At 64.2% G+C, this 19,270-nt stretch carries 14 protein-coding genes; 9 read left to right on the top strand and 5 right to left on the bottom strand.

Annotated elements, in window-relative coordinates:
• Positions 1–29: 29 nt before the first annotated feature.
• The gene (gene putA / locus KU43P_RS02310) at positions 30–3,983 is read left to right on the top strand and encodes a trifunctional transcriptional regulator/proline dehydrogenase/L-glutamate gamma-semialdehyde dehydrogenase (protein ID WP_317660879.1); all 3,954 of its coding nucleotides are present in this window, start codon (positions 30–32) and stop codon (positions 3,981–3,983) included.
• A gap of 341 nt (positions 3,984–4,324) precedes the next feature.
• Here putA and KU43P_RS02305 read toward each other — a convergent pair whose 3' ends face one another.
• Together KU43P_RS02305 and KU43P_RS02300 are read right to left on the bottom strand one after the other, a co-directional pair.
• Positions 4,325–4,762 carry a hypothetical protein gene (locus KU43P_RS02305; protein WP_317660878.1) on the bottom strand — a complete coding sequence of 146 codons (438 nt, stop codon included), beginning with the start codon at positions 4,760–4,762 and terminating at the stop codon, positions 4,325–4,327.
• Positions 4,763–5,034: 272 nt separating this feature from the next.
• Positions 5,035–5,277: a hypothetical protein gene (locus tag KU43P_RS02300; protein ID WP_317660877.1), complete on the bottom strand. Its 243-nt coding sequence runs from the start codon at positions 5,275–5,277 to the stop codon at positions 5,035–5,037.
• 441 nt (positions 5,278–5,718) lie between these two features.
• Here KU43P_RS02300 and KU43P_RS02295 point away from each other — a divergent pair, with 441 nt between their 5' ends.
• From KU43P_RS02295 to yccS, 7 genes are all read left to right on the top strand, one after another.
• Entirely contained in the window at positions 5,719–7,521 is a 1,803-nt protein-coding gene (locus KU43P_RS02295; protein ID WP_317660876.1) for an acyl-CoA dehydrogenase, read from the top strand.
• 31 nt (positions 7,522–7,552) lie between these two features.
• Positions 7,553–8,995: a TldD/PmbA family protein gene (locus KU43P_RS02290; RefSeq protein WP_317660875.1), complete on the top strand. Its 1,443-nt coding sequence runs from the start codon at positions 7,553–7,555 to the stop codon at positions 8,993–8,995.
• On the top strand, positions 8,995–10,326 hold the full coding sequence (locus KU43P_RS02285; protein WP_317660873.1) for a TldD/PmbA family protein: 1,332 nt from the start codon (positions 8,995–8,997) through the stop codon (positions 10,324–10,326). Before KU43P_RS02290 ends, KU43P_RS02285 begins: the two co-directional genes overlap by 1 nt.
• Positions 10,327–10,441: 115 nt before the next feature.
• A complete protein-coding gene (gene mdtD, locus KU43P_RS02280; protein WP_317660872.1) occupies positions 10,442–11,869 on the top strand; it encodes a multidrug transporter subunit MdtD in 1,428 nt (475 codons plus the stop codon).
• Between the two features lie 112 nt (positions 11,870–11,981).
• Entirely contained in the window at positions 11,982–13,319 is a 1,338-nt protein-coding gene (gene dbpA, locus KU43P_RS02275) for an ATP-dependent RNA helicase DbpA (protein ID WP_317663709.1), read from the top strand.
• 131 nt (positions 13,320–13,450) lie between these two features.
• A complete protein-coding gene (locus tag KU43P_RS02270; RefSeq protein ID WP_317660871.1) occupies positions 13,451–14,632 on the top strand; it encodes an NAD(P)/FAD-dependent oxidoreductase in 1,182 nt (393 codons plus the stop codon).
• An 82-nt stretch (positions 14,633–14,714) separates the two neighbouring features.
• Positions 14,715–16,898 carry a YccS family putative transporter gene (gene yccS, locus KU43P_RS02265; protein ID WP_317660870.1) on the top strand — a complete coding sequence of 728 codons (2,184 nt, stop codon included), beginning with the start codon at positions 14,715–14,717 and terminating at the stop codon, positions 16,896–16,898.
• 131 nt (positions 16,899–17,029) lie between these two features.
• On the opposite strand, the gene KU43P_RS02260 is transcribed toward yccS, so the two are convergent.
• Complete coding sequence (locus tag KU43P_RS02260) at positions 17,030–17,767, bottom strand: substrate-binding periplasmic protein (protein WP_317660869.1); 738 nt, start codon at positions 17,765–17,767, stop codon at positions 17,030–17,032.
• A gap of 209 nt (positions 17,768–17,976) precedes the next feature.
• On the opposite strand from KU43P_RS02260, the gene KU43P_RS02255 reads away from it, so the two are divergent.
• A complete protein-coding gene (locus KU43P_RS02255) occupies positions 17,977–18,429 on the top strand; it encodes a GNAT family N-acetyltransferase (RefSeq protein ID WP_317660868.1) in 453 nt (150 codons plus the stop codon).
• A gap of 17 nt (positions 18,430–18,446) precedes the next feature.
• Here KU43P_RS02255 and KU43P_RS02250 read toward each other — a convergent pair whose 3' ends face one another.
• Positions 18,447–18,743 carry a helix-turn-helix domain-containing protein gene (locus KU43P_RS02250; RefSeq protein WP_016395304.1) on the bottom strand — a complete coding sequence of 99 codons (297 nt, stop codon included), beginning with the start codon at positions 18,741–18,743 and terminating at the stop codon, positions 18,447–18,449.
• A gap of 12 nt (positions 18,744–18,755) precedes the next feature.
• Complete coding sequence (locus tag KU43P_RS02245) at positions 18,756–19,256, bottom strand: M48 family metallopeptidase (protein ID WP_317660867.1); 501 nt, start codon at positions 19,254–19,256, stop codon at positions 18,756–18,758.
• Positions 19,257–19,270: the final 14 nt, after the last annotated feature.

The raw sequence follows: 19,270 nt of genomic DNA, 5'->3' as shown, positions 1-19,270 counted from the left end.
CACGCCCGTGGCAATAACGAGGATAAGAAATGGCGACGACCACCCTGGGGGTCAAACTTGACGACCCGACCCGTGAGCGACTAAAGGCCGCTGCGCAGTCCATCGACCGCACGCCGCACTGGTTGATCAAGCAAGCGATCTTCAATTACCTGGAGAAGCTCGAGGGTGGTGCCACCCTGACCGAACTCAACGGTCAAGCCAACAGCGTCGCCGACGATGCTGGTGAAGTGCAGCCAGACCACAGCCACCAGTGCTTCCTGGAGTTTGCCGAAAGCATCCTGCCGCAGTCGGTGCTGCGTTCGGCCATCACCGCCGCCTACCGCCGCCCCGAGCAGGAAGTGGTGCCTATGCTGCTGGAGCAGGCACGCCTGAGCGCACCGCTGGCAGAAGCCACCAACAAGATGGCCGCAGGCCTCGCCGAAAAACTGCGTAACCAGAAGAGCGCCGGTGGCCGTGCCGGTATCGTTCAGGGCCTGCTGCAGGAATTCTCGCTGTCGTCCCAGGAGGGCGTCGCCCTGATGTGCCTGGCCGAAGCCCTGCTGCGCATCCCCGACAAAGGCACCCGTGATGCCCTGATCCGCGACAAGATCAGCACCGGCAACTGGCAGCCGCACCTGGGCAACAGCCCATCGCTGTTCGTCAACGCCGCCACCTGGGGCCTGCTGCTGACCGGCAAGCTGGTCTCCACGCACAACGAATCCGGCCTCACCTCCTCGCTCACCCGCATCATCGGCAAGAGCGGCGAGCCGATGATCCGCAAGGGCGTCGACATGGCCATGCGCCTGATGGGCGAGCAGTTCGTCACCGGCGAAACCATCGCCGAAGCCCTGGCCAACGCCAGCCGCTTCGAATCCAAGGGCTTCCGTTATTCCTACGATATGCTCGGTGAAGCCGCGCTGACTGAGCACGATGCGCAGAAGTACCTGGCCTCCTACGAGCAGGCGATCCACTCGATCGGCAAGGCCTCCCACGGCCGTGGCATCTATGAAGGCCCGGGCATCTCCATCAAGCTGTCGGCCCTGCACCCGCGCTACAGCCGCGCCCAGTACGAGCGCGTGATGGAAGAGCTGTACCCGCGCCTGCTGTCGCTGACCCTGCTGGCCAAGCAGTACGACATCGGCCTGAACATCGACGCCGAGGAAGCCGATCGCCTGGAGCTGTCCCTCGACCTGCTCGAGCGCCTGTGCTTCGAGCCGTCGCTGGCCGGCTGGAACGGTATCGGCTTCGTCATCCAGGCCTACCAGAAGCGCTGCCCGTATGTGATCGACTACGTCATCGACCTGGCCAAGCGCAGCCGCCACCGCCTGATGATCCGCCTGGTGAAGGGCGCCTACTGGGACAGCGAGATCAAGCGCGCCCAGGTCGAAGGCCTGGAAGGCTATCCGGTCTATACCCGCAAGGTATACACCGACGTTTCCTACGTCGCCTGTGCACGCAAACTGCTGGCGGTACCAGAAGCCATCTACCCGCAGTTCGCCACGCACAACGCCCACACCCTGTCGGCCATCTACCACATCGCCGGCCAGAACTATTACCCAGGCCAGTACGAGTTCCAATGCCTGCACGGCATGGGTGAGCCGCTGTACGAACAAGTCGTGGGCAAGGTCTCCGAAGGCAAGCTGAACCGTCCGTGCCGTGTGTACGCACCGGTCGGCACCCACGAAACCCTGCTGGCCTACCTGGTCCGCCGCCTGCTGGAGAACGGCGCCAACACCTCGTTCGTCAACCGCATTGCTGACCACTCGATTTCCATCCAGGAACTGGTTGCCGACCCGGTCGTCAGCATCGAGCGCATGGGGACACAGGAAGGCAGCATCGGCCTGCCGCACCCGCGCATCCCACTGCCGCGCGACCTGTACGGCAGCGAGCGGGCCAACTCGGCCGGTATCGACATGGCCAACGAACACCGCCTGGCGTCGCTGTCCTGCGCCATGCTGGCAACCGCCCACAACGACTGGAAAGCCGCCCCGCTGCTGGCCTGCGCCGCCAGCGAAGGCGCTGGCGCACCGGTGCTGAACCCGGCCGATCACCGTGACGTGGTTGGCCATGTCCAGGAAGCCACCGTCGCCGACGTCGACAACGCCATCCAGTGCGCACTGAATGCCGCACCGATCTGGCAGGCCACCCCGCCAGCCGAGCGCGCCGCGATTCTGGAGCGCACCGCCGACCTGATGGAAGCCGAGATCCAGCCGCTGATGGGCCTGCTCATCCGCGAGGCGGGCAAGACCTTCGCCAACGCCATCGCCGAAGTGCGCGAGGCCGTGGACTTCCTGCGCTACTACGCGGTGCAGGCACGCAACGACTTCAGCAACGACGCCCACCGCCCGCTGGGCCCGGTGGTGTGCATCAGCCCGTGGAACTTCCCGCTGGCGATCTTCAGCGGCCAGGTGGCCGCAGCACTGGCCGCCGGTAACCCGGTACTGGCCAAGCCGGCCGAGCAGACCCCGCTGATCGCCGCCCAGGCCGTGCGCCTGCTGCTCGAAGCGGGCATCCCGGAAGGCGTCCTGCAACTGCTGCCAGGCCGCGGCGAAACCGTCGGTGCCGGCCTGGTCGGCGACGAGCGCGTGAAGGGCGTGATGTTCACCGGCTCCACCGAAGTGGCCCGCCTGCTGCAGCGCAATGTCGCCGGCCGCCTGGACAACCAGGGCCGCCCGATCCCGCTGATCGCCGAAACCGGCGGCCAGAACGCGATGATCGTCGACTCCTCGGCACTGACCGAGCAGGTGGTGATCGACGTGGTGTCCTCGGCCTTCGACAGTGCCGGCCAGCGTTGCTCGGCCCTGCGTGTACTGTGCCTGCAGGAAGACTCCGCCGACCGCGTGATCGAAATGCTCAAGGGGGCCATGGCCGAAAGCCGCCTGGGCAACCCGGACCGCCTGGCCGTGGACATCGGCCCGGTGATCGACGCCGAGGCCAAGGCCGGCATCGAGAAGCACATCCAAGCTATGCGCGAGAAAGGCCGCTCGGTCTACCAGGTAGCCATCGCCGATGCTGCCGAAGTCAAGCGCGGTACCTTCGTCATGCCGACCCTGATCGAGCTGGAAAGCTTCGACGAGCTCAAGCGCGAGATCTTCGGCCCGGTGCTGCACGTGGTGCGCTACAACCGCCGCAACCTCGACCAGCTGATCGAGCAGATCAACAATTCCGGCTATGGCCTGACCCTCGGCGTGCACACCCGCATCGACGAGACCATCGCCAAGGTCGTGGAAACCGCCAACGCCGGCAACATGTACGTCAACCGCAACATCGTCGGTGCGGTGGTGGGCGTGCAGCCGTTCGGTGGTGAAGGCCTGTCCGGCACCGGCCCGAAAGCCGGTGGCCCGCTGTACCTGTACCGCCTGCTGTCGACCCGCCCGGCCGACGCGATTGGCCGTCACTTCCAGCATCAGGACGGCGAAGGCAAGCCGGACCGCACCCTGCACGAGCAACTGATCAAGCCGCTGCACAGCCTCAAGGCCTGGGCCGAGAGCAACCAGCAAGCTGACCTGGCCGCGCTGTGCAGCCAGTTCGCCGGCCAGTCGCAGAGCGGCATCGCCCGTCTGCTGCCAGGCCCTACCGGTGAGCGCAACAGCTACACCATCCTGCCGCGCGAACACGTGCTGTGCCTGGCCGACAACGAGGCTGACCTGCTGGCACAGTTCGCAGCCGTGCTGGCCGTCGGCAGCTCGGCGGTGTGGGCCGATGCAGAGCCGGGCAAAGCCCTGCGCGCTCGCCTGCCGAAGGAGCTGCAGGCCAAGGTCAAGCTGGTGGCGGACTGGAACAAGGATGAAGTGGCGTTCGACGCCGTGATCCACCATGGCGACTCGGACCAGCTGCGCGGCGTATGCCAGCAGGTGGCCAAGCGTGCCGGGGCGATCGTGGGTGTACACGGGCTGTCCAGTGGCGATCATCAGATTGCATTGGAGCGGTTGGTGATCGAGCGGGCGGTGAGCGTGAATACCGCTGCGGCGGGGGGGAACGCCAGCCTGATGACTATTGGCTGATGGCTAATGGTTGAAGAAGAAGGAGAGCTTAGGCTCTCCTTTTTTTGTGTTGGCTGCGGGAGCCTGTCTTGGGAGTTGCAGCGCCTATGAGATCGAGCGCCGCCCGCGCGGCGCATCGCGGATGAATCCGCTCCTACATTTGTTGCAATGTGCCTATGCCTGATAGGCCATGGTTGCTTGCCTTGTGGGTACGACGCCATTCTTCGGCGGGCGCAAAAAGGCGGACAACCATGGCCTGAAGACCGCGGCACGTTGCAACAAATGTAGGAGCGGCTTTAGCCGCGATGCGCCGCGCGGGCGGCGCTCGATCTCATGACCACCACAAAGGTCGTGGCGAGCCGTCAGTGCTTCATCCCACCACGACGCAACCACCACAAGCTCAATGCCTTGGCGAACTCTGAAGCCACTAACAGGCATGCCCACACCCAGTTACTCAGGCCAGCAACCAAAGTCGGCACCATCAACAAAATGGATACGGACGGAACAATAAATAACGCTCGAAATGGAATTTGCACAGCTGCAAAGTAGATAGCTGACCTGCCACCCCTGTAAAACAGCACACAGCTAACCACCACAGAAAGCTGTATGGCAAGGCCGAGCCATATCATCACCTCCAGACCACCTCCCCAATTCCTCATGTTGGTGAGCGCGTCATTCAGGTCGGTCCAAAGCGGTATCGCACCTCGGCGCAGGCTGCCAAACAACACAAAGCAAATATAGAAAGCATCCATAGCACTCCAGAACAACAGCGTGGAACGCCTTGTGTTAAATACCGGCATTTATGGAGTTATCCTTTCTTAAATTCTTAGATCTCATTGACAGCACTAGGACGCACCGGAAATGCCTCAGTGATCGTCAGCCTCCACATAATGCTGCTGAGTCTTTCTTTCCGTATTGATGAACTGCGGAAGATCGAGAAAACTCTCGCTCGCCTTCCGATGAGTTCTCTACTGGCAGGTCTGGCCCTATCGCCGGCAAGCCGGCTCCTACAGGCAGTAGCACAGCACCATACCTGTAGGAGCCAGCTTGCTGGCGATAGGGGCGGACCTGCCTAGTGCAGCGCTCGCGGCTCCGCCGGCATCTGCGCCTGGATCAACGCCGACTCGAGCAACACCCGCAGCGCTTCGAGTTCATGCATGGAGGCCATCATCAGAAGCGACGCCGGTGACCTGGGCTGCAGCAGCATGGCCTGGTGCACCACGGTCTGTGCGCACTGCGCGTACTCTGTGGCCTGGATGAGGGTGTCTTCGAGGGAATGATGGTTGTGAGGTGGATCGGGAACGATCTTGAGCATGGTATTTGTCCTGTTCGAGAAAAAGGACCACCACCGCATGCTGTCAAACAATAGGGTGGCAGCTGTGCATGGGTTGACAGACCGGTGAACAGAACCAAAACCGGCGCACACGAGGTGCCCCACACACAGCCGCCATAAAAGGCGAAACCATGCAGTTCGTTCAGAGCGGCCTGTCAAAGCCGGTCGCTGATATGCAACGACCGCCCGAGACTAGAGCGCCACCCAGAACATCGCAATGACTTGAAGGGGTTGGAACTATGTTTGGGAAATGGACTACAAGCAAGGAGGAAAATCCTACAATTTGCACATAATTCGCAACACCCTGCTCACTCCCCGATCTCCTTCTCCACCTTCTAAACCCATATCACCCACACCAATTAACCTGTTCCCTTCCCGCCCCAAACCCTAGACTCGGCCCAAGCCCGCCCTAGGACCGCTCCCATGCCCGAGACCCTGCTCAGCCCCCGCAACCTCGCCTTCGAGCTCTACGAAGTCCTCGACGCCGAAGCCCTGACCCAGCGCCCGCGCTTCGCCGAGCACAGCCGCGAGACCTTCGATGCCGCGCTGACCACCGCCCGCACCATCGCCGAGAAGTTCTTCGCCCCGCACAACCGCAAGGCCGACGAGAACGAGCCGCGCTATGTCGACGGCCGCGCCGAGCTGATCCCCGAGGTGAAACCCGCCGTCGACGCCTTCCTCGAAGCGGGCTTCCTCAACGCCAACCGCGACTTCGAAGTCGGCGGCATGCAACTGCCCAGCCTGGTCTCGCAAGCCTGCTTCGCCCACTTCCAGGCGGCCAACGCCGGCACCACGGCCTACCCGTTCCTGACCATGGGCGCGGCAAACCTGATCGAGACATTCGGCAGCGATGAGCAGAAACGCCTGTTCCTGCAACCGATGATCGAAGGCCGCTACTTCGGCACCATGGCACTGACCGAGCCCCATGCAGGCTCGTCGCTGGCCGACATCCGCACCCGCGCCGAACCCGCCGGCGACGGCAGCTACCGGCTCAAGGGCAACAAGATCTTCATCTCCGGCGGCGATCACGAACTGTCGGAAAACATCGTGCACATGGTGCTGGCCAAGCTGCCGGACGCACCTGCCGGTGTGAAGGGCATTTCGCTGTTCATCGTGCCCAAGTACCTGGTCAACCAGGACGGCAGCCGCGGCCCGCGCAACGATGTGCTGCTGGCCGGCCTGTTCCACAAGATGGGCTGGCGCGGCACCACCTCTACCGCACTGAACTTCGGCGACAACGGCGAGTGCGTCGGCTATCTGGTAGGCCAGCCGCACCAGGGCCTGGCCTGCATGTTCCAGATGATGAACGAAGCGCGCATCGGCGTCGGCATGGGTGCGGTGATGCTCGGTTACGCCGGCTACCTGTACTCGCTGGAGTATGCCCGCCAGCGCCCGCAAGGCCGCCTGCCGGACAGCAAGGACCCGCACAGCCCGGCCGTGCCGATCATCGAGCACACCGACGTGAAGCGCATGCTGCTGGCGCAGAAGGCCTATGTGGAAGGCGCGTTCGACCTGGGCTTGTACGCTGCGCGCCTGTTCGACGATACCCACACCGCTGCCGACGAAAGCGCTCGGCAACAGGCCAAGGAGTTGCTCGACCTGCTGACCCCGATCGTCAAGTCATGGCCCTCGGCGTTCTGCCTCAAGGCCAACGAGCTGGCCATCCAGATCCTCGGCGGCCATGGCTACACCCGCGAATACCCGGTGGAGCAGTACTACCGCGACAACCGCCTGAACCCGATCCACGAGGGCACCGAAGGCATCCAATCGCTCGACCTGCTCGGTCGCAAGCTGGCGCAGAACAACGGTGCCGGCCTCAAGCAGCTGATCCGGCTGATCGCCGGCACCGCCGAGCGCGCCAGCCACCATCCGAACCTCGACGCCTTGCGCCAGCCGCTGGAGCAACTGGTCAATCGCCTGCAGGCGGTGACCCTGGCGCTGCTCGGCGACCTGGCGCAAGGCAAGGTCGCCGGTGCCCTGGCCAACTCCGCGCTGTACCTCAAGGCCTTCGGCCATTGCGTGGTCGGCTGGCGCTGGCTGGAGCAGGCCATCCACGCCGAGCTCGGTCTGCTCAAGGGCAATGCTGCGGACCGTGACTTCTACCGGGGCAAGTTGCAGGCCGCCCGTTATTTCCTGACCTGGGAAGTACCGGGCTGCCATAATGAGCTGGCATTGCTCGAGGCACGCGACGACACCTGCCTCGCCATGCAAGAGGGGTGGTTCTAGGGGGAGCCACCGTGTACACGGAGGCTTTTCCATGTTCGATTCCAGCGCCCTGCTGCGCCAGCGCTTCAACGCGCTGCGCAGCACGGCCGAATTGTTTTCCCTGCGCCACGTAAAACAGTCGCACCAGTCACTTTCGGTTCGGCGCAACGTCGCCGAGCCGCCGCTGTTCAGCCAGGACGAAGGCGCCATGCTCACCGTGCGGGTCAATGGCGTCGAGGCCTATGCGGCCACCGCCGATCTGTCCCAGCAAGGCCTGCAACGCGCCCTGGAGCACGCCGAAAACTTGGCCCGACAAATCGCCCGGCACAGCCTGCTCGACCTGCGCGAGCAACCGGTGACCGCTGCCCGTCACGACCATGTCTCGCCCAACTTCGAGCAGCCGCTGCCGAGCCTCGCCGATTGCCTTGGCCTGCTCGCCGCAGAATCGGCCAGCATCCCCAAGGACAGCCGACTGGTGGATTGGCAGGCGAGCCTTGGCATGAGCCTGGTCGAGCAGACCTACCTGAACTCCGCCGGCGCCGAGCTGCGCCATGCCCAGCGCTTCCTGTTCCCGGGCCTGGGCGTGACCGCCAGCGACGGCCAGGACAGCCAGAGCCGCAGCCTGGGCCGGGACAACTTCGGCCAGCAGGGCGGTTTCGAGATCATCGAGCGCTGCGGCCTGGTCGGCGCCGGCCGCCACATCGCCGACGAGGCCCTGCAACTGCTGCTGGCGCCCAATACCCCAAGCGGCACGCGCGACCTGCTGCTGATGCCCGACCAGATGATGCTGCAGATCCACGAGTCCATCGGCCACCCACTGGAAATGGACCGCATCCTCGGCGACGAGCGCAACTACGCCGGCACCAGCTTCGTCAAAGCCAGCGATTTCGGCCATCTGCAATACGGCTCGAAGCTGCTCAACGTGACTTTCGACCCGACCATCGGCGAAGAACTGGCCAGCTACAGCCACGACGATGACGGCACCCTGGCCAGCAAGCAGTTCCTGATCCGTGACGGCCTGCTGCTGCGCCCGCTGGGCGGTGCCCTGTCGCAGTTCCGTTCCGGCCTCGACGGCGTGGCCAACAGCCGCGCCTGCGGCTGGAACCGCGCACCGATCGACCGCATGGCCAACCTCAACATCGAGCCCGGCGACCAGTCGCTGCAGCAGCTGATCGCTGGCATCGAGCACGGCATCCTGATGCGCACCAACCGCTCCTGGTCCATCGACGATGCGCGCAACAAGTTCCAGTTCGGTTGCGAATGGGGGCAACTGATCGAAAACGGCGAGCTCAAGGGCATCGTCAAGAACCCCAATTACCGCGGCATCTCCGCGCAGTTCTGGCGCAACCTGGCGGCGGTCGGCGACCACAGCACTTTCCAGGTACTGGGCACGCCCAACTGCGGCAAGGGCGAACCCAACCAGGTGGTGCGCGTCGGCCATGCCTCGCCGGCCTGCGTGTTCCGCCAGATTGACGTATTCGGGGGAGACGCCTGATGACACCACAGCAAACATTCGAAGGCCTGGTCAGCGTGCTGCGTGAGGCACTGCAGCCAGGCGAACAGTTCACCCTCGGCTACAGCGCCGAACAGTCGCAGTTCGTGCGTTTCAACCACGCCAAGGTGCGCCAGGCCGGCACCGTGAGCCAGGCCAGTGCACAACTGCGGCTGATCCGCGACGGGCGCCAGGCAGAACACCAGGTGACCTTGAGCGATGATGCGCAGCTGGACCGCCAACGCTTGGGCGAGGCGTTGCAGCAACTGCGTCAGACCCTGCCGCTGCTGGCGGTAGACCCTTACCTGCGCCTGGACGAGAACGACTGGCACAGCCACAGCCACAGCCTGCAAAGCCAGGCGCTGCCGGACCTGAGTGAAGTCCTGGCCCTGCTCGACCGCGAAGCCGGTGACCTGGATCTGGTGGGTATCTATGCCGCCGGGCCGATCTGCCGCGGCTTTGCCAGCTCCTTCGGCGCCTTTGGCTGGCACCAGGCCAACAGCTTCAACTTCGACTGGAGTCTGTTCCACAGCAATGGCCAGGCGGTGAAGGCAAACTATGCCGGGCAGGTGTGGAACGCCGACGATTTCACCACGCGCCTGCGCCAGGCCCGTGAACAACTCGGCTTCCTCGGCCGCCCGGCGATCACCCTCAAGCCCGGCAGCTACCGCGCCTACCTGGCACCGGCGGCCATGGACGAGATCGCCGGCATGCTGTGCTGGGGCGGTTTCTCGGCCCAGGCGCTGGCCACTGGCAACAGCGCTCTGCAGCGCTTGTACAACGGCGATGCGCGGCTGAGCCCGCTGGTCAGCTTCAGCGAGCAGGTCAGCGGCTCGCTGAGCCCCGCGTTTTCCGATGAGGGTTCGCCACGCCTGGATGTTTCACTGATCAGCCAGGGGCGAGCGGTGGACAAGTTGGTCAGTGCTCGCAGTGCGGTCGAGTTCGAATTGCTGAGCAATGGCGCCGACAGCTACGAGTCGCCCTGCGCACTGAGCCTGGCCCCTGGCGGGCTGGCCAGCGAGCAGATTCTCGAACGGCTTGGCACTGGGCTGTACATCAGCAACCTGTGGTACCTGAACTACTCGGACCTGCCAGCGGCGCGCATGACCGGCCTGACCCGCTTTGCCACCTTCTGGGTGGAGAACGGCCAGATTCAGGGGCCGGTCAGCACCATGCGTTTCGATGACAGTTTGTACAGCCTGCTGGGCAACCAACTGGAAGACCTGACCCGCGAGCGGGAGATGATTCTGTCGACCAGCACCTATGGGCAGCGCAGTACCGGGTCGAGTCATTTGCCGGGGGCGTTGGTCAAAGGGCTGACCCTGACTTTGTGATTGGCCATTCGGGCCTCATCGCCGGCAAGCCGGCTCCCACAGGTTCAGCTTCACCGCGGGCGCTGTGGGAGCCGGCTTGCCGGCGATGAGGCAGGTACTGACGGAAGAGGACGCCATGCCCGAACGCACCCCGCTGGACCCCATCACCGCCCGCTGGATCCCTTGGGTGGTGGCGATTGCTTTCTTCATGCAGTCCCTGGACGGCACCATCCTCAACACCGCCCTGCCGGCCATGGCCCGCTCCCTCGAAGAAGACCCGCTGCGCATGCAGGGCGTGATCATCGCCTACATGCTCACCGTAGCCCTGCTGATCCCCGCTTCGGGCTGGATCGCCGACCGTTTCGGTACCAAGCGCATCTTCTTCAGCGCCATCCTCCTGTTCAGCTTCGGTTCCCTGCTGTGCGCCATGGCCAACAGCCTCGGTTTCCTGATTTTCGCCCGCGTCGTGCAGGGCCTGGGCGGCGCTTTGATGCTGCCGGTCGGGCGACTGGTGGTGCTGCGGGCCTATCCGCGCACCGAACTGGTACGGATCATGAGCTTCATCACCATCCCCGGCCTGCTCGGCCCGCTGCTCGGCCCGACCCTGGGCGGCTGGCTGGTGGAAATCCTCAGCTGGCACTGGATCTTCCTGCTCAATTTGCCCGTCGGCGCGCTGGGCTGCTATGCCGTCTGGAAGTTCATCCCCGACCTGCGCGGCGCCGAACGCACCACCTTCGACGGCCCGGGCTTCATCCTGTTCGGCGCGGCGATGGTGCTGATCACCATCGCCATGGAGGGGCTGGGCGAGCTGCACCTGCCGCACTTGCGGGTGATGCTGTTGCTGTTCGCCGGCATGGCCTGCCTGGCCGCCTACTGGCTGCGCGCCGGGCGTGATCCTGAGCCGCTGTTCGCGCCCAGCCTGTTCCGCGTGCGCACCTTCGCCATCGGCATCCTCGGCAACCTGTTCGCGCGCCTGGGCAGTGGCGCCCTGCCGTTCCTGGTGCCGTTGCTGCTGCAGGTGGCGCTGGGCTATTCGCCGTCCCAGGCCGGGATGAGCATGATCCCGCTGGCGGCGGCGGCGATGCTCGCCAAGTCCGTCGCCCGCTCGCTGATCGAACGCCTCGGCTATCGCATCGTGCTCACCGGCAATACGCTGTTGCTCGGCTTGCTGCTGGCCAGCCTCGGGCTGGTCGACGAACAGACGCCCTATGCCCTGCTGCTGGTGCAACTGGGCCTGCTGGGCGCGGTCAACTCGATGCAGTTCACCGCCATGAACACGGTGACCCTGATCGACCTCGACGACTCCTCCGCCAGCAGCGGCAACAGCCTGCTGTCGGTGGTGGCGCAGCTGTCGCTGAGCCTTGGCGTGGCCTGCGCCGGTGCGTTGCTCGGCGGCTTCACGGCAGCCGGCAGCGCAGAAGGCGTGGAAACCACCCTGCAAGCCTTCCAGCTGACCTTCGTGACCATCGGCATCATGGCCATGCTGGCCGCGGCAATATTCCTGCAACTGGCCCCGACGGACGGAAGGCGTGCCCGTCGTCCGGAACAACACGTGGAATCGTAGGGCGAATGGCCATGGGGCTGGTAGACTGTGCGGCATTTTTCGCTTCGCACCGCAGGCCCGCCTCGTGACCACCGAATCCACCGCCTTTGCTACCTTGCCGCTGTCCGCCGCCATGCTGGCCAACCTGGACGCCCTCGGCTATGCCTCGATGACGCCCATCCAGGCCCAGAGCCTGCCCGTCATCCTCAAGGGCCAGGACCTGATCGCCCAGGCCAAGACCGGCAGCGGCAAGACCGCCGCCTTCGGCATCGGCCTGCTCAACCCGATCAACCCGCGCTACTTCGGTTGCCAGGCGCTGGTGCTGTGCCCGACCCGCGAGCTCGCCGACCAGGTGGCCAAGGAGCTGCGCCGCCTGGCCCGCGCCGAGGACAACATCAAGATCCTCACCCTCTGTGGTGGTGTCTCGCTGGGCCCGCAGATCGCCTCGCTGGAACACGGTGCGCACATCATCGTCGGCACCCCAGGCCGCATCCAGCAGCACCTGGACAAAGGCACCTTGGTGCTCGACGGGCTCAACACGCTGGTGCTCGACGAAGCCGACCGCATGCTCGACATGGGTTTCTTCGACGCCATCGCCGCCATCATCGGCAAGACCCCGTCGCGTCGCCAGACCCTGCTGTTCTCGGCCACCTATCCGGCCGGTATCGAGCAGCTGGCTGCCGACTTCATGCGCAAGCCGCAGCAAGTGAAGGTCGAGAGCCTGCACGCCGACAACCAGATCGAGCAGCGTTTCATCGAGATCGATGCGCAACACCGCCTGGAGGCCGTGACCCGCGTGCTCGGCCACTACCGCCCGCAGTCGTGCGTGGCGTTCTGCTTCACCAAGCAGCAGTGCGAGGACGTGGTGGCCCACCTGACCGCCAAAGGCATCGTCGCCCAGGCCCTGCATGGCGACCTGGAGCAGCGCGACCGCGACCAGGTGCTGACCATGTTCGCCAACCGCAGCAGCTCGGTGCTGGTGGCCACCGACGTGGCCGCCCGCGGCCTGGACATCGATGGCCTGGACATGGTCATCAACGTGGAGCTGGCGCGTGATGCGGAGATCCACGTGCACCGCGTCGGCCGTACCGGTCGCGCTGGCGAGAAGGGTATCGCCGTCAGCCTGGTGGCGCCGGCTGAAGGCCATCGCGCCCAGGCCATCGAAGCGCTGCAGAAGAGCCCGCTGCGCTGGGACCAGTTGGACAGCCTGAAGAGCAAGGGTGGCGAGCCGTTGTTGCCAGTGATGACCACCCTTTGCATTGCCGCAGGGCGCAAGGACAAGCTGCGTCCGGGTGACATCCTGGGTGCGCTGACCGGTGATGCCGGCATTCCTGGCAAGCAGGTGGGCAAGATTGCCATTTTCGACTTCCAGGCGTTTGTTGCGGTAGAGCGGGCATTGGCCAAACAGGCCATGCAGCGGCTGAACAGCGGCAAGATCAAGGGCCGTGCCCTGAAAGTCCGCATTATCTGACGATTCTTGGGGCTGCTTTGCAGCCCATCGCCGGCGAGCCGGCTCCCACAGGAGACTTGCGTTGCTCTTTGTGGGAGCCGGCTTGCCGGCGATTGGGCAGCACAGCGGCCCCTGTTACCAAGAGGTTTACCGTGGACACCACCGACGTGATCATCCTCGGCGCCGGCGCCGCCGGCCTGATGTGCGCCCAGCTCAGCGCCCGCCGTGGCCGCCGGGTGCTGCTGCTCGACCACGCCAACAAGCCCGGCAAGAAGATCCTCATGTCCGGCGGCGGGCGCTGCAACTTCACCAACATGTACACCGAGCCGGCCAACTTCCTGTCGCAGAACGCGCACTTCTGCAAATCGGCCCTGGCCCGCTACACCCAATGGGACTTCATCGAGCTGGTGGCCAAGCACGGTGTTCCCTACCACGAGAAGAAGCTCGGCCAGCTGTTCTGCGACAACAAGGCGAGCGACATCCTCAACATGCTGTTGGCCGAGTGCGACGATGCCGGTGCAGAACTGCGCATGGAAACCAGCATTCAGCACATCGAGAAGGTCGAAAATGGCTACCTGCTGCAAACCAGCGCCGGACAGTTCGCCTGCCAGTCGCTGGTGATCGCCACCGGCGGCCTGTCGATTCCCACACTGGGTGCGACCGGCTTTGGCTACCAAGTGGCCCGCCAGTTCGGCCATACCCTGCTGCCGACCCGCGCCGGCCTGGTGCCGTTCACTATCACCGAGCCCCAACTCAAGGCACTGTGCACCGAGCTATCGGGTACTTCGCTGGATTGCACGGCCAGTTGCAACGGCACCAGCTTCCGCGAAAACCTGCTGTTCACCCACCGCGGCCTGAGTGGCCCGGCGATCCTGCAGATCTCTTCGTTCTGGGAAGCCGGCGACACCGTCGAGATCAACCTGCTGCCCGATCGCGATGCACTGACCTGGCTGCAACAGCAGCAGAGCGAACGCGCCAACGCCGAGCTCAAGACGGTATTGGGCGAGGTGTTCACCCGCAAGCTGGCCAACCTGCTGGCCGAGCAGTGGTTCGAGTCCAAGCCGATGAAGCAGTACACCCCGGCGGAGCTGGCCCAGATCGCCGACAAGCTGGCAGCCTGGCAGGTGGTACCGGCCGGCACCGAAGGCTATCGCACCGCCGAGGTGACCCTGGGCGGCGTCGATACCCGTGAAGTGTCGTCCAAGACCATGGAATCGCTGAAAAGCCCGGGGCTGTACTTCATCGGTGAAGTGCTGGATGTCACAGGCCATTTGGGCGGTTTCAATTTCCAGTGGGCCTGGGCATCGGCCAACGCCGCGGCGCAGTTCGTGTAGAGTAGAATCCATTCAGCAGCACGGAACGCTTCTTGCTGGTCCGTGCGGCAATGCATTCATTCGATCACTGCCCAAGGCCATCATGTCATCGAGCTCGTTTCGTCAGTCACTGCGTCGTTTGTGGGGCCAAGACAAGTTCAGCTACAGCATCCGGGTGACCATTGCCCTCACCGGCAGCCTGGCCATGTGCTGGTACCAGAACGAGATGGGCCTGCTGATTCCACTGTTCCTCGGCATCATCGCCAGTGCCCTGGCCGAGACCGACGACAGTTGGCAAGGCCGCCTCAGCGCCCTGGCAGTGACACTGGTCTGCTTTGCCATTGCCGCCCTCGCCGTCGAGTTGCTGTTCCCCTACCCCTGGATATTCGCCATCGCCCTGGCCCTTGCGGCTTTCGGCCTGACCATGCTGGGCGCCCTGGGCGAACGATACGGCGCCATCGCCTCGGCGACGCTGATCACTGCGGTGTACACCATGATCGGGGTCGACCAGCGCGGCGGCCAGGTGACCGACTTCTGGCACGAACCCCTGCTGCTGGTTGCCGGCGCGGCCTGGTACGGCCTGCTGTCGGTACTGTGGCAGGCGCTGTTCTCCAACCAGCCGGTGCAGCAGAGCCTGGCCAAGCTGTTCTTCGAACTGGGGCGCTACCTCAAGTTGAAGGCCAACCTGTTCGAGCCCGTGCGCAACCATGACCTGGAAGCCCGGCGCCTGGAACTTGCCCAGCAGAATGGCAAGGTGGTGGCTGCGCTCAACGCGGCCAAGGAAATCATCCTGCACCGGGTCGGCAACAGCCAGCCCAATTCCAAGGTCAGCCGCTACCTGAAACTGTACTTTCTGGCCCAGGATATCCATGAGCGCGTCAGCGCCTCGCACTACCCCTACAATGCCCTGGCCGATGCGTTCTTCCATAGCGATGTGATGTTCCGCTGCCAGCGCCTGCTGCGCCATCAAGGCTCGGCCTGCCAGGACCTGGCCCGTTCAATACGGCTGCGCCAGCCGTTCGTGCTCGACAGCCGCTTTGCCGACACCCTCGAAGACCTCAATGCCTCCCTGGAGCACCTGCGCAACCAGAACAACCCCGCCTGGCGCGGCCTGCTGCGCTCGCTGCGCGCACTGGCGGCCAACCTGGCCACGCTTGATCGCCTGCTCGGCGCCGCCAGCAACCCGGACAGCCTGGCCGACGCCAGCGATAGCAGCCTGCTCGACCGCTCGCCACGCAACCTCAAGGACGTCTGGACCCGCCTGCGCACCCAGCTGACACCGACTTCGCTGCTGTTCCGCCACGCCCTGCGCCTGCCGCTGGCGCTGTCGATCGGTTACGGCATGGTGCACCTGATCCACCCGACCCAGGGCTACTGGATCATCCTCACCACGCTGTTCGTCTGCCAGCCAAACTACGGTGCTACCCGACGCAAGCTGGTGCAGCGGATTTTCGGCACGGCCATCGGCCTGACCGTGGGCTGGGCGCTGTTCGACCTGTTTCCCAACCCGGTCATCCAATCGTTGTTCGCCGTGGTTGCCGGGGTGGTGTTCTTCGTCAATCGCACCACCCGCTACACCCTGGCCACAGCGGCAATCACGCTGATGGTGCTGTTCTGCTTCAACCAGATCGGCGATGGTTATGGCCTGTTCCTGCCGCGCCTGTTCGATACCCTGGTGGGCAGTCTGATCGCCATCCTTGCGGTGTTCCTGTTCCTCCCCGACTGGCAGGGCCGGCGCCTGAACAAGGCACTGGCCAACACCCTGACTTGCGCCAGCCTGTACCTGCGCCAGATCATGCAGCAGTATGCCCACGGCAAACGCGACGACCTCGCCTACCGCCTGGCCCGGCGCAACGCCCACAACGCCGATGCAGCGCTGTCCACCACGCTGGCCAACATGCTCATGGAGCCGGGGCATTTCCGTAAGGAGGCCGATGTCGGCTTTCGCTTCCTGGTGCTGTCGCACACATTGCTCAGCTACCTCTCGGGGCTGGGTGCACACCGTGACAGTGCCTTGCCGGCCGAGGTCCAGGAGCAATTGATCGAGGGCGCCGGGCAAAGCCTGGCCAACAGCCTGGACGAAATCGCCAATGGCCTGGCGGCGCGGTTGCCGGTAGCCATCCACAGCGATGCCGAAGAAGCCCTGGCCAACGCCTTGGAGCAGATGCCCGATGAGGTGGATGAGCATCAACGGCTGGTGCAGACGCAGTTGGCCTTGATCTGCCGGCAGTTGGGGCCGCTGCGTACCTTGGCGGCGCATCTGATCAAAGAGGGCTCACCGGCCTGAGTGCTGTATCGCCTGGGCCGGCCCTATCGCTGGCAAGCCAGCTCACACAAGTACCCTATCGGGCTTGAGGGCTGTGAAGATCTTTGTAGGAGCTGGCTTGCCAGCGATAGGGCCAGCCCAGGCACCAAAGATCAAAATCCATGCTGACGCAGCAACCTGGCATAGCTGCCATCAGCCTTCATTGCGGCAATGGCCTGCTCGAACCGCTCGACAATCTGCTGATGCTCGGGATGCTTCAAGCTCACCAGGATATGCAGCGTGTTCTCCGCCAGCGGCGGCCCCACCAAGGCCACGCCATCGCGCACTTGCTGCGGCTCGCGCTGCAGGTTGTAGCGCGCCACATACTCATCCTCCACGGCCAGGTTCACCCGCCCTGCCGCGAGCATGCGCACGGCAGTGGAGAAGTTGCGCACCTGTACCTTGTGCAAGCGGCTGTCGCCATCGAACGAGGGTGAGTAGGCATAGTCGCGCACAACGGCAATGCTGTAGGGGTACAAGTCGGCCTGGCGCTGGTAGCGGAAGCTGTCGCCCTTGCGTTTGAGCAGGCGGATACGGTTGCTCAGGTAGCCCTTGGAAAACTGGCCGATCTGGGCGCGGGAGTCGTTGTACCAAGTATTGATCAGCACATCGTAGCGCCCTTCGCCGACGCCCATCAGGGCCCGCGCCCAGGGCACTTCCTCGTAGCCGCTGGCATACCCGGCGCGGGTCAGCGCGGTAGTGACCAGGCTGGTGGCCAGGCCGCCGCCCGGCATGGCGCTGTCGGTGAACGGTGGCCAGTTGTCGGCCACCAGCCGCAACTTGTCCTGGCCCTGGGCAGATGCTGTCAGCATCACGCCCAACAATCCCAACGCGCAAAGCAGTGGCCGCATGCTGAAGTCCTTTGCAGAGGGAGGCACACGCTGTGAAAGGCATCTGACAAATGAGATTACACAAAGCCGCAGCACACGGCAGCGGCCAATAGTGTCAATTAGCCTCTATTTTGGCCGAACTACGAACGCCAACACTTCGAGGGGTCAATCACTCGTCGGCGGCAGGCAGATTTGCGATGATCGCCAATCATTTTCAGGAGTTACCGGCCATGTCCATCGAATGGGTCTGCAAGCACCACACCGATCTGAGCAAAGAGCAGATCTACGCCATCCTGCAATTGCGCACCGAAGTGTTCGTGGTAGAGCAGCGCTGCGCCTACCAGGAGGTCGATGGCCAAGACCTGGCCGGCGACACCCTGCACCTGATGGCCTGGCAGGATGATCAGCTGGTGGCCTACCTGCGCCTGCTCGATCCGCAATCGCAGGGCGGCGATGTGGTCATCGGCCGCGTTGTGACGGCACCGCAGGCACGCGGGCTGAAGCTGGGCCACCCGCTGCTGCTGAAGGGGCTGGAAGCGGCCGCGCATTGCTGGCCGGGAACGCCGGTGTACCTGTCGGCGCAGGCGCACCTACAAGGGTTCTACGGTCAGCACGGCTTCGAAGTGGTAGGCGAGCAATACCTGGAGGATGACATTCCGCACATCGGCATGCGCAAGGCCTGAGCCTTGCACGCAAGGCGTCAAGGATAGCCAAGCACTTCGCGAATCTGTCTCAGGTGCTGGATGATCCACTGCTTGTCGATCGCCCCCCAGTCATGGATGCGGTAATGCCCGGCATGATTGCGCGCACCTTCCTGCTGCTCGAACTCGCAGACGATGTCCAGGTCGGCCAGCGCGGCGATGGTGTCCTGGGCGGTGCGTCGCGGCATGCCGGTGGCCTCCATCAAGGCCGGTACGCTGGTGGCGGTCTGGCTGTCGATCAGCCAGGCCACATACAGGCGACGATAGAAGCTGCTCTTGGTCTTGCTCACTTCCATGCTGCGGGGTCCTTACAGGTTGCCTGGCAGTTCCCGATAGGTCAGGTACACGCGCAGGTCGAATTCCAGTTGGTGGTAGTCCGGTTCCATGTGCTGGCAAAGCTGGTAGAAAGCCTTGTTGTGATCGCGCTCGCGCAGGTGCGCCAGCTCGTGCACCACGATCATGCGCAGGAAGGCCGGCGCTGCCTCCTTGAACAGCGAGGCAATGCGGATTTCCTTCTTCGCCTTGAGGTTGCCGCCCTGCACCCTCGACACCGCCGTGTTCAGGCCCAAGGCGCGGTGGGTAAGGTCGAGGCGGTTGTCGAACAGCACCTTGTCCAGGCTCGGCGCGGTGCGCAGGTACTGCTGGCGCAGTTCCTGGGCATAGGTGTACAACGCCTTGTCGCTCTGCACGTCATGGCGCCCTGGGTAACGACGCTGCAGGTAGTCGCCCAGGCGGTCGCTGTCGATCATTTGCTGCACCTGCTGCTGCAGGTGTGGCGGGTAGGCTTGCAAGTAGCGTAGTACGGTCATGGCACGGCTTTCGA

It is taken from the genome of Pseudomonas sp. KU43P, from assembly GCF_033095865.1.
GTDB lineage: Bacteria > Pseudomonadota > Gammaproteobacteria > Pseudomonadales > Pseudomonadaceae > Aquipseudomonas.
Note: the sequence above shows the minus strand (reverse complement) of the source record. Positions and strands in the feature narration are given on the sequence as shown.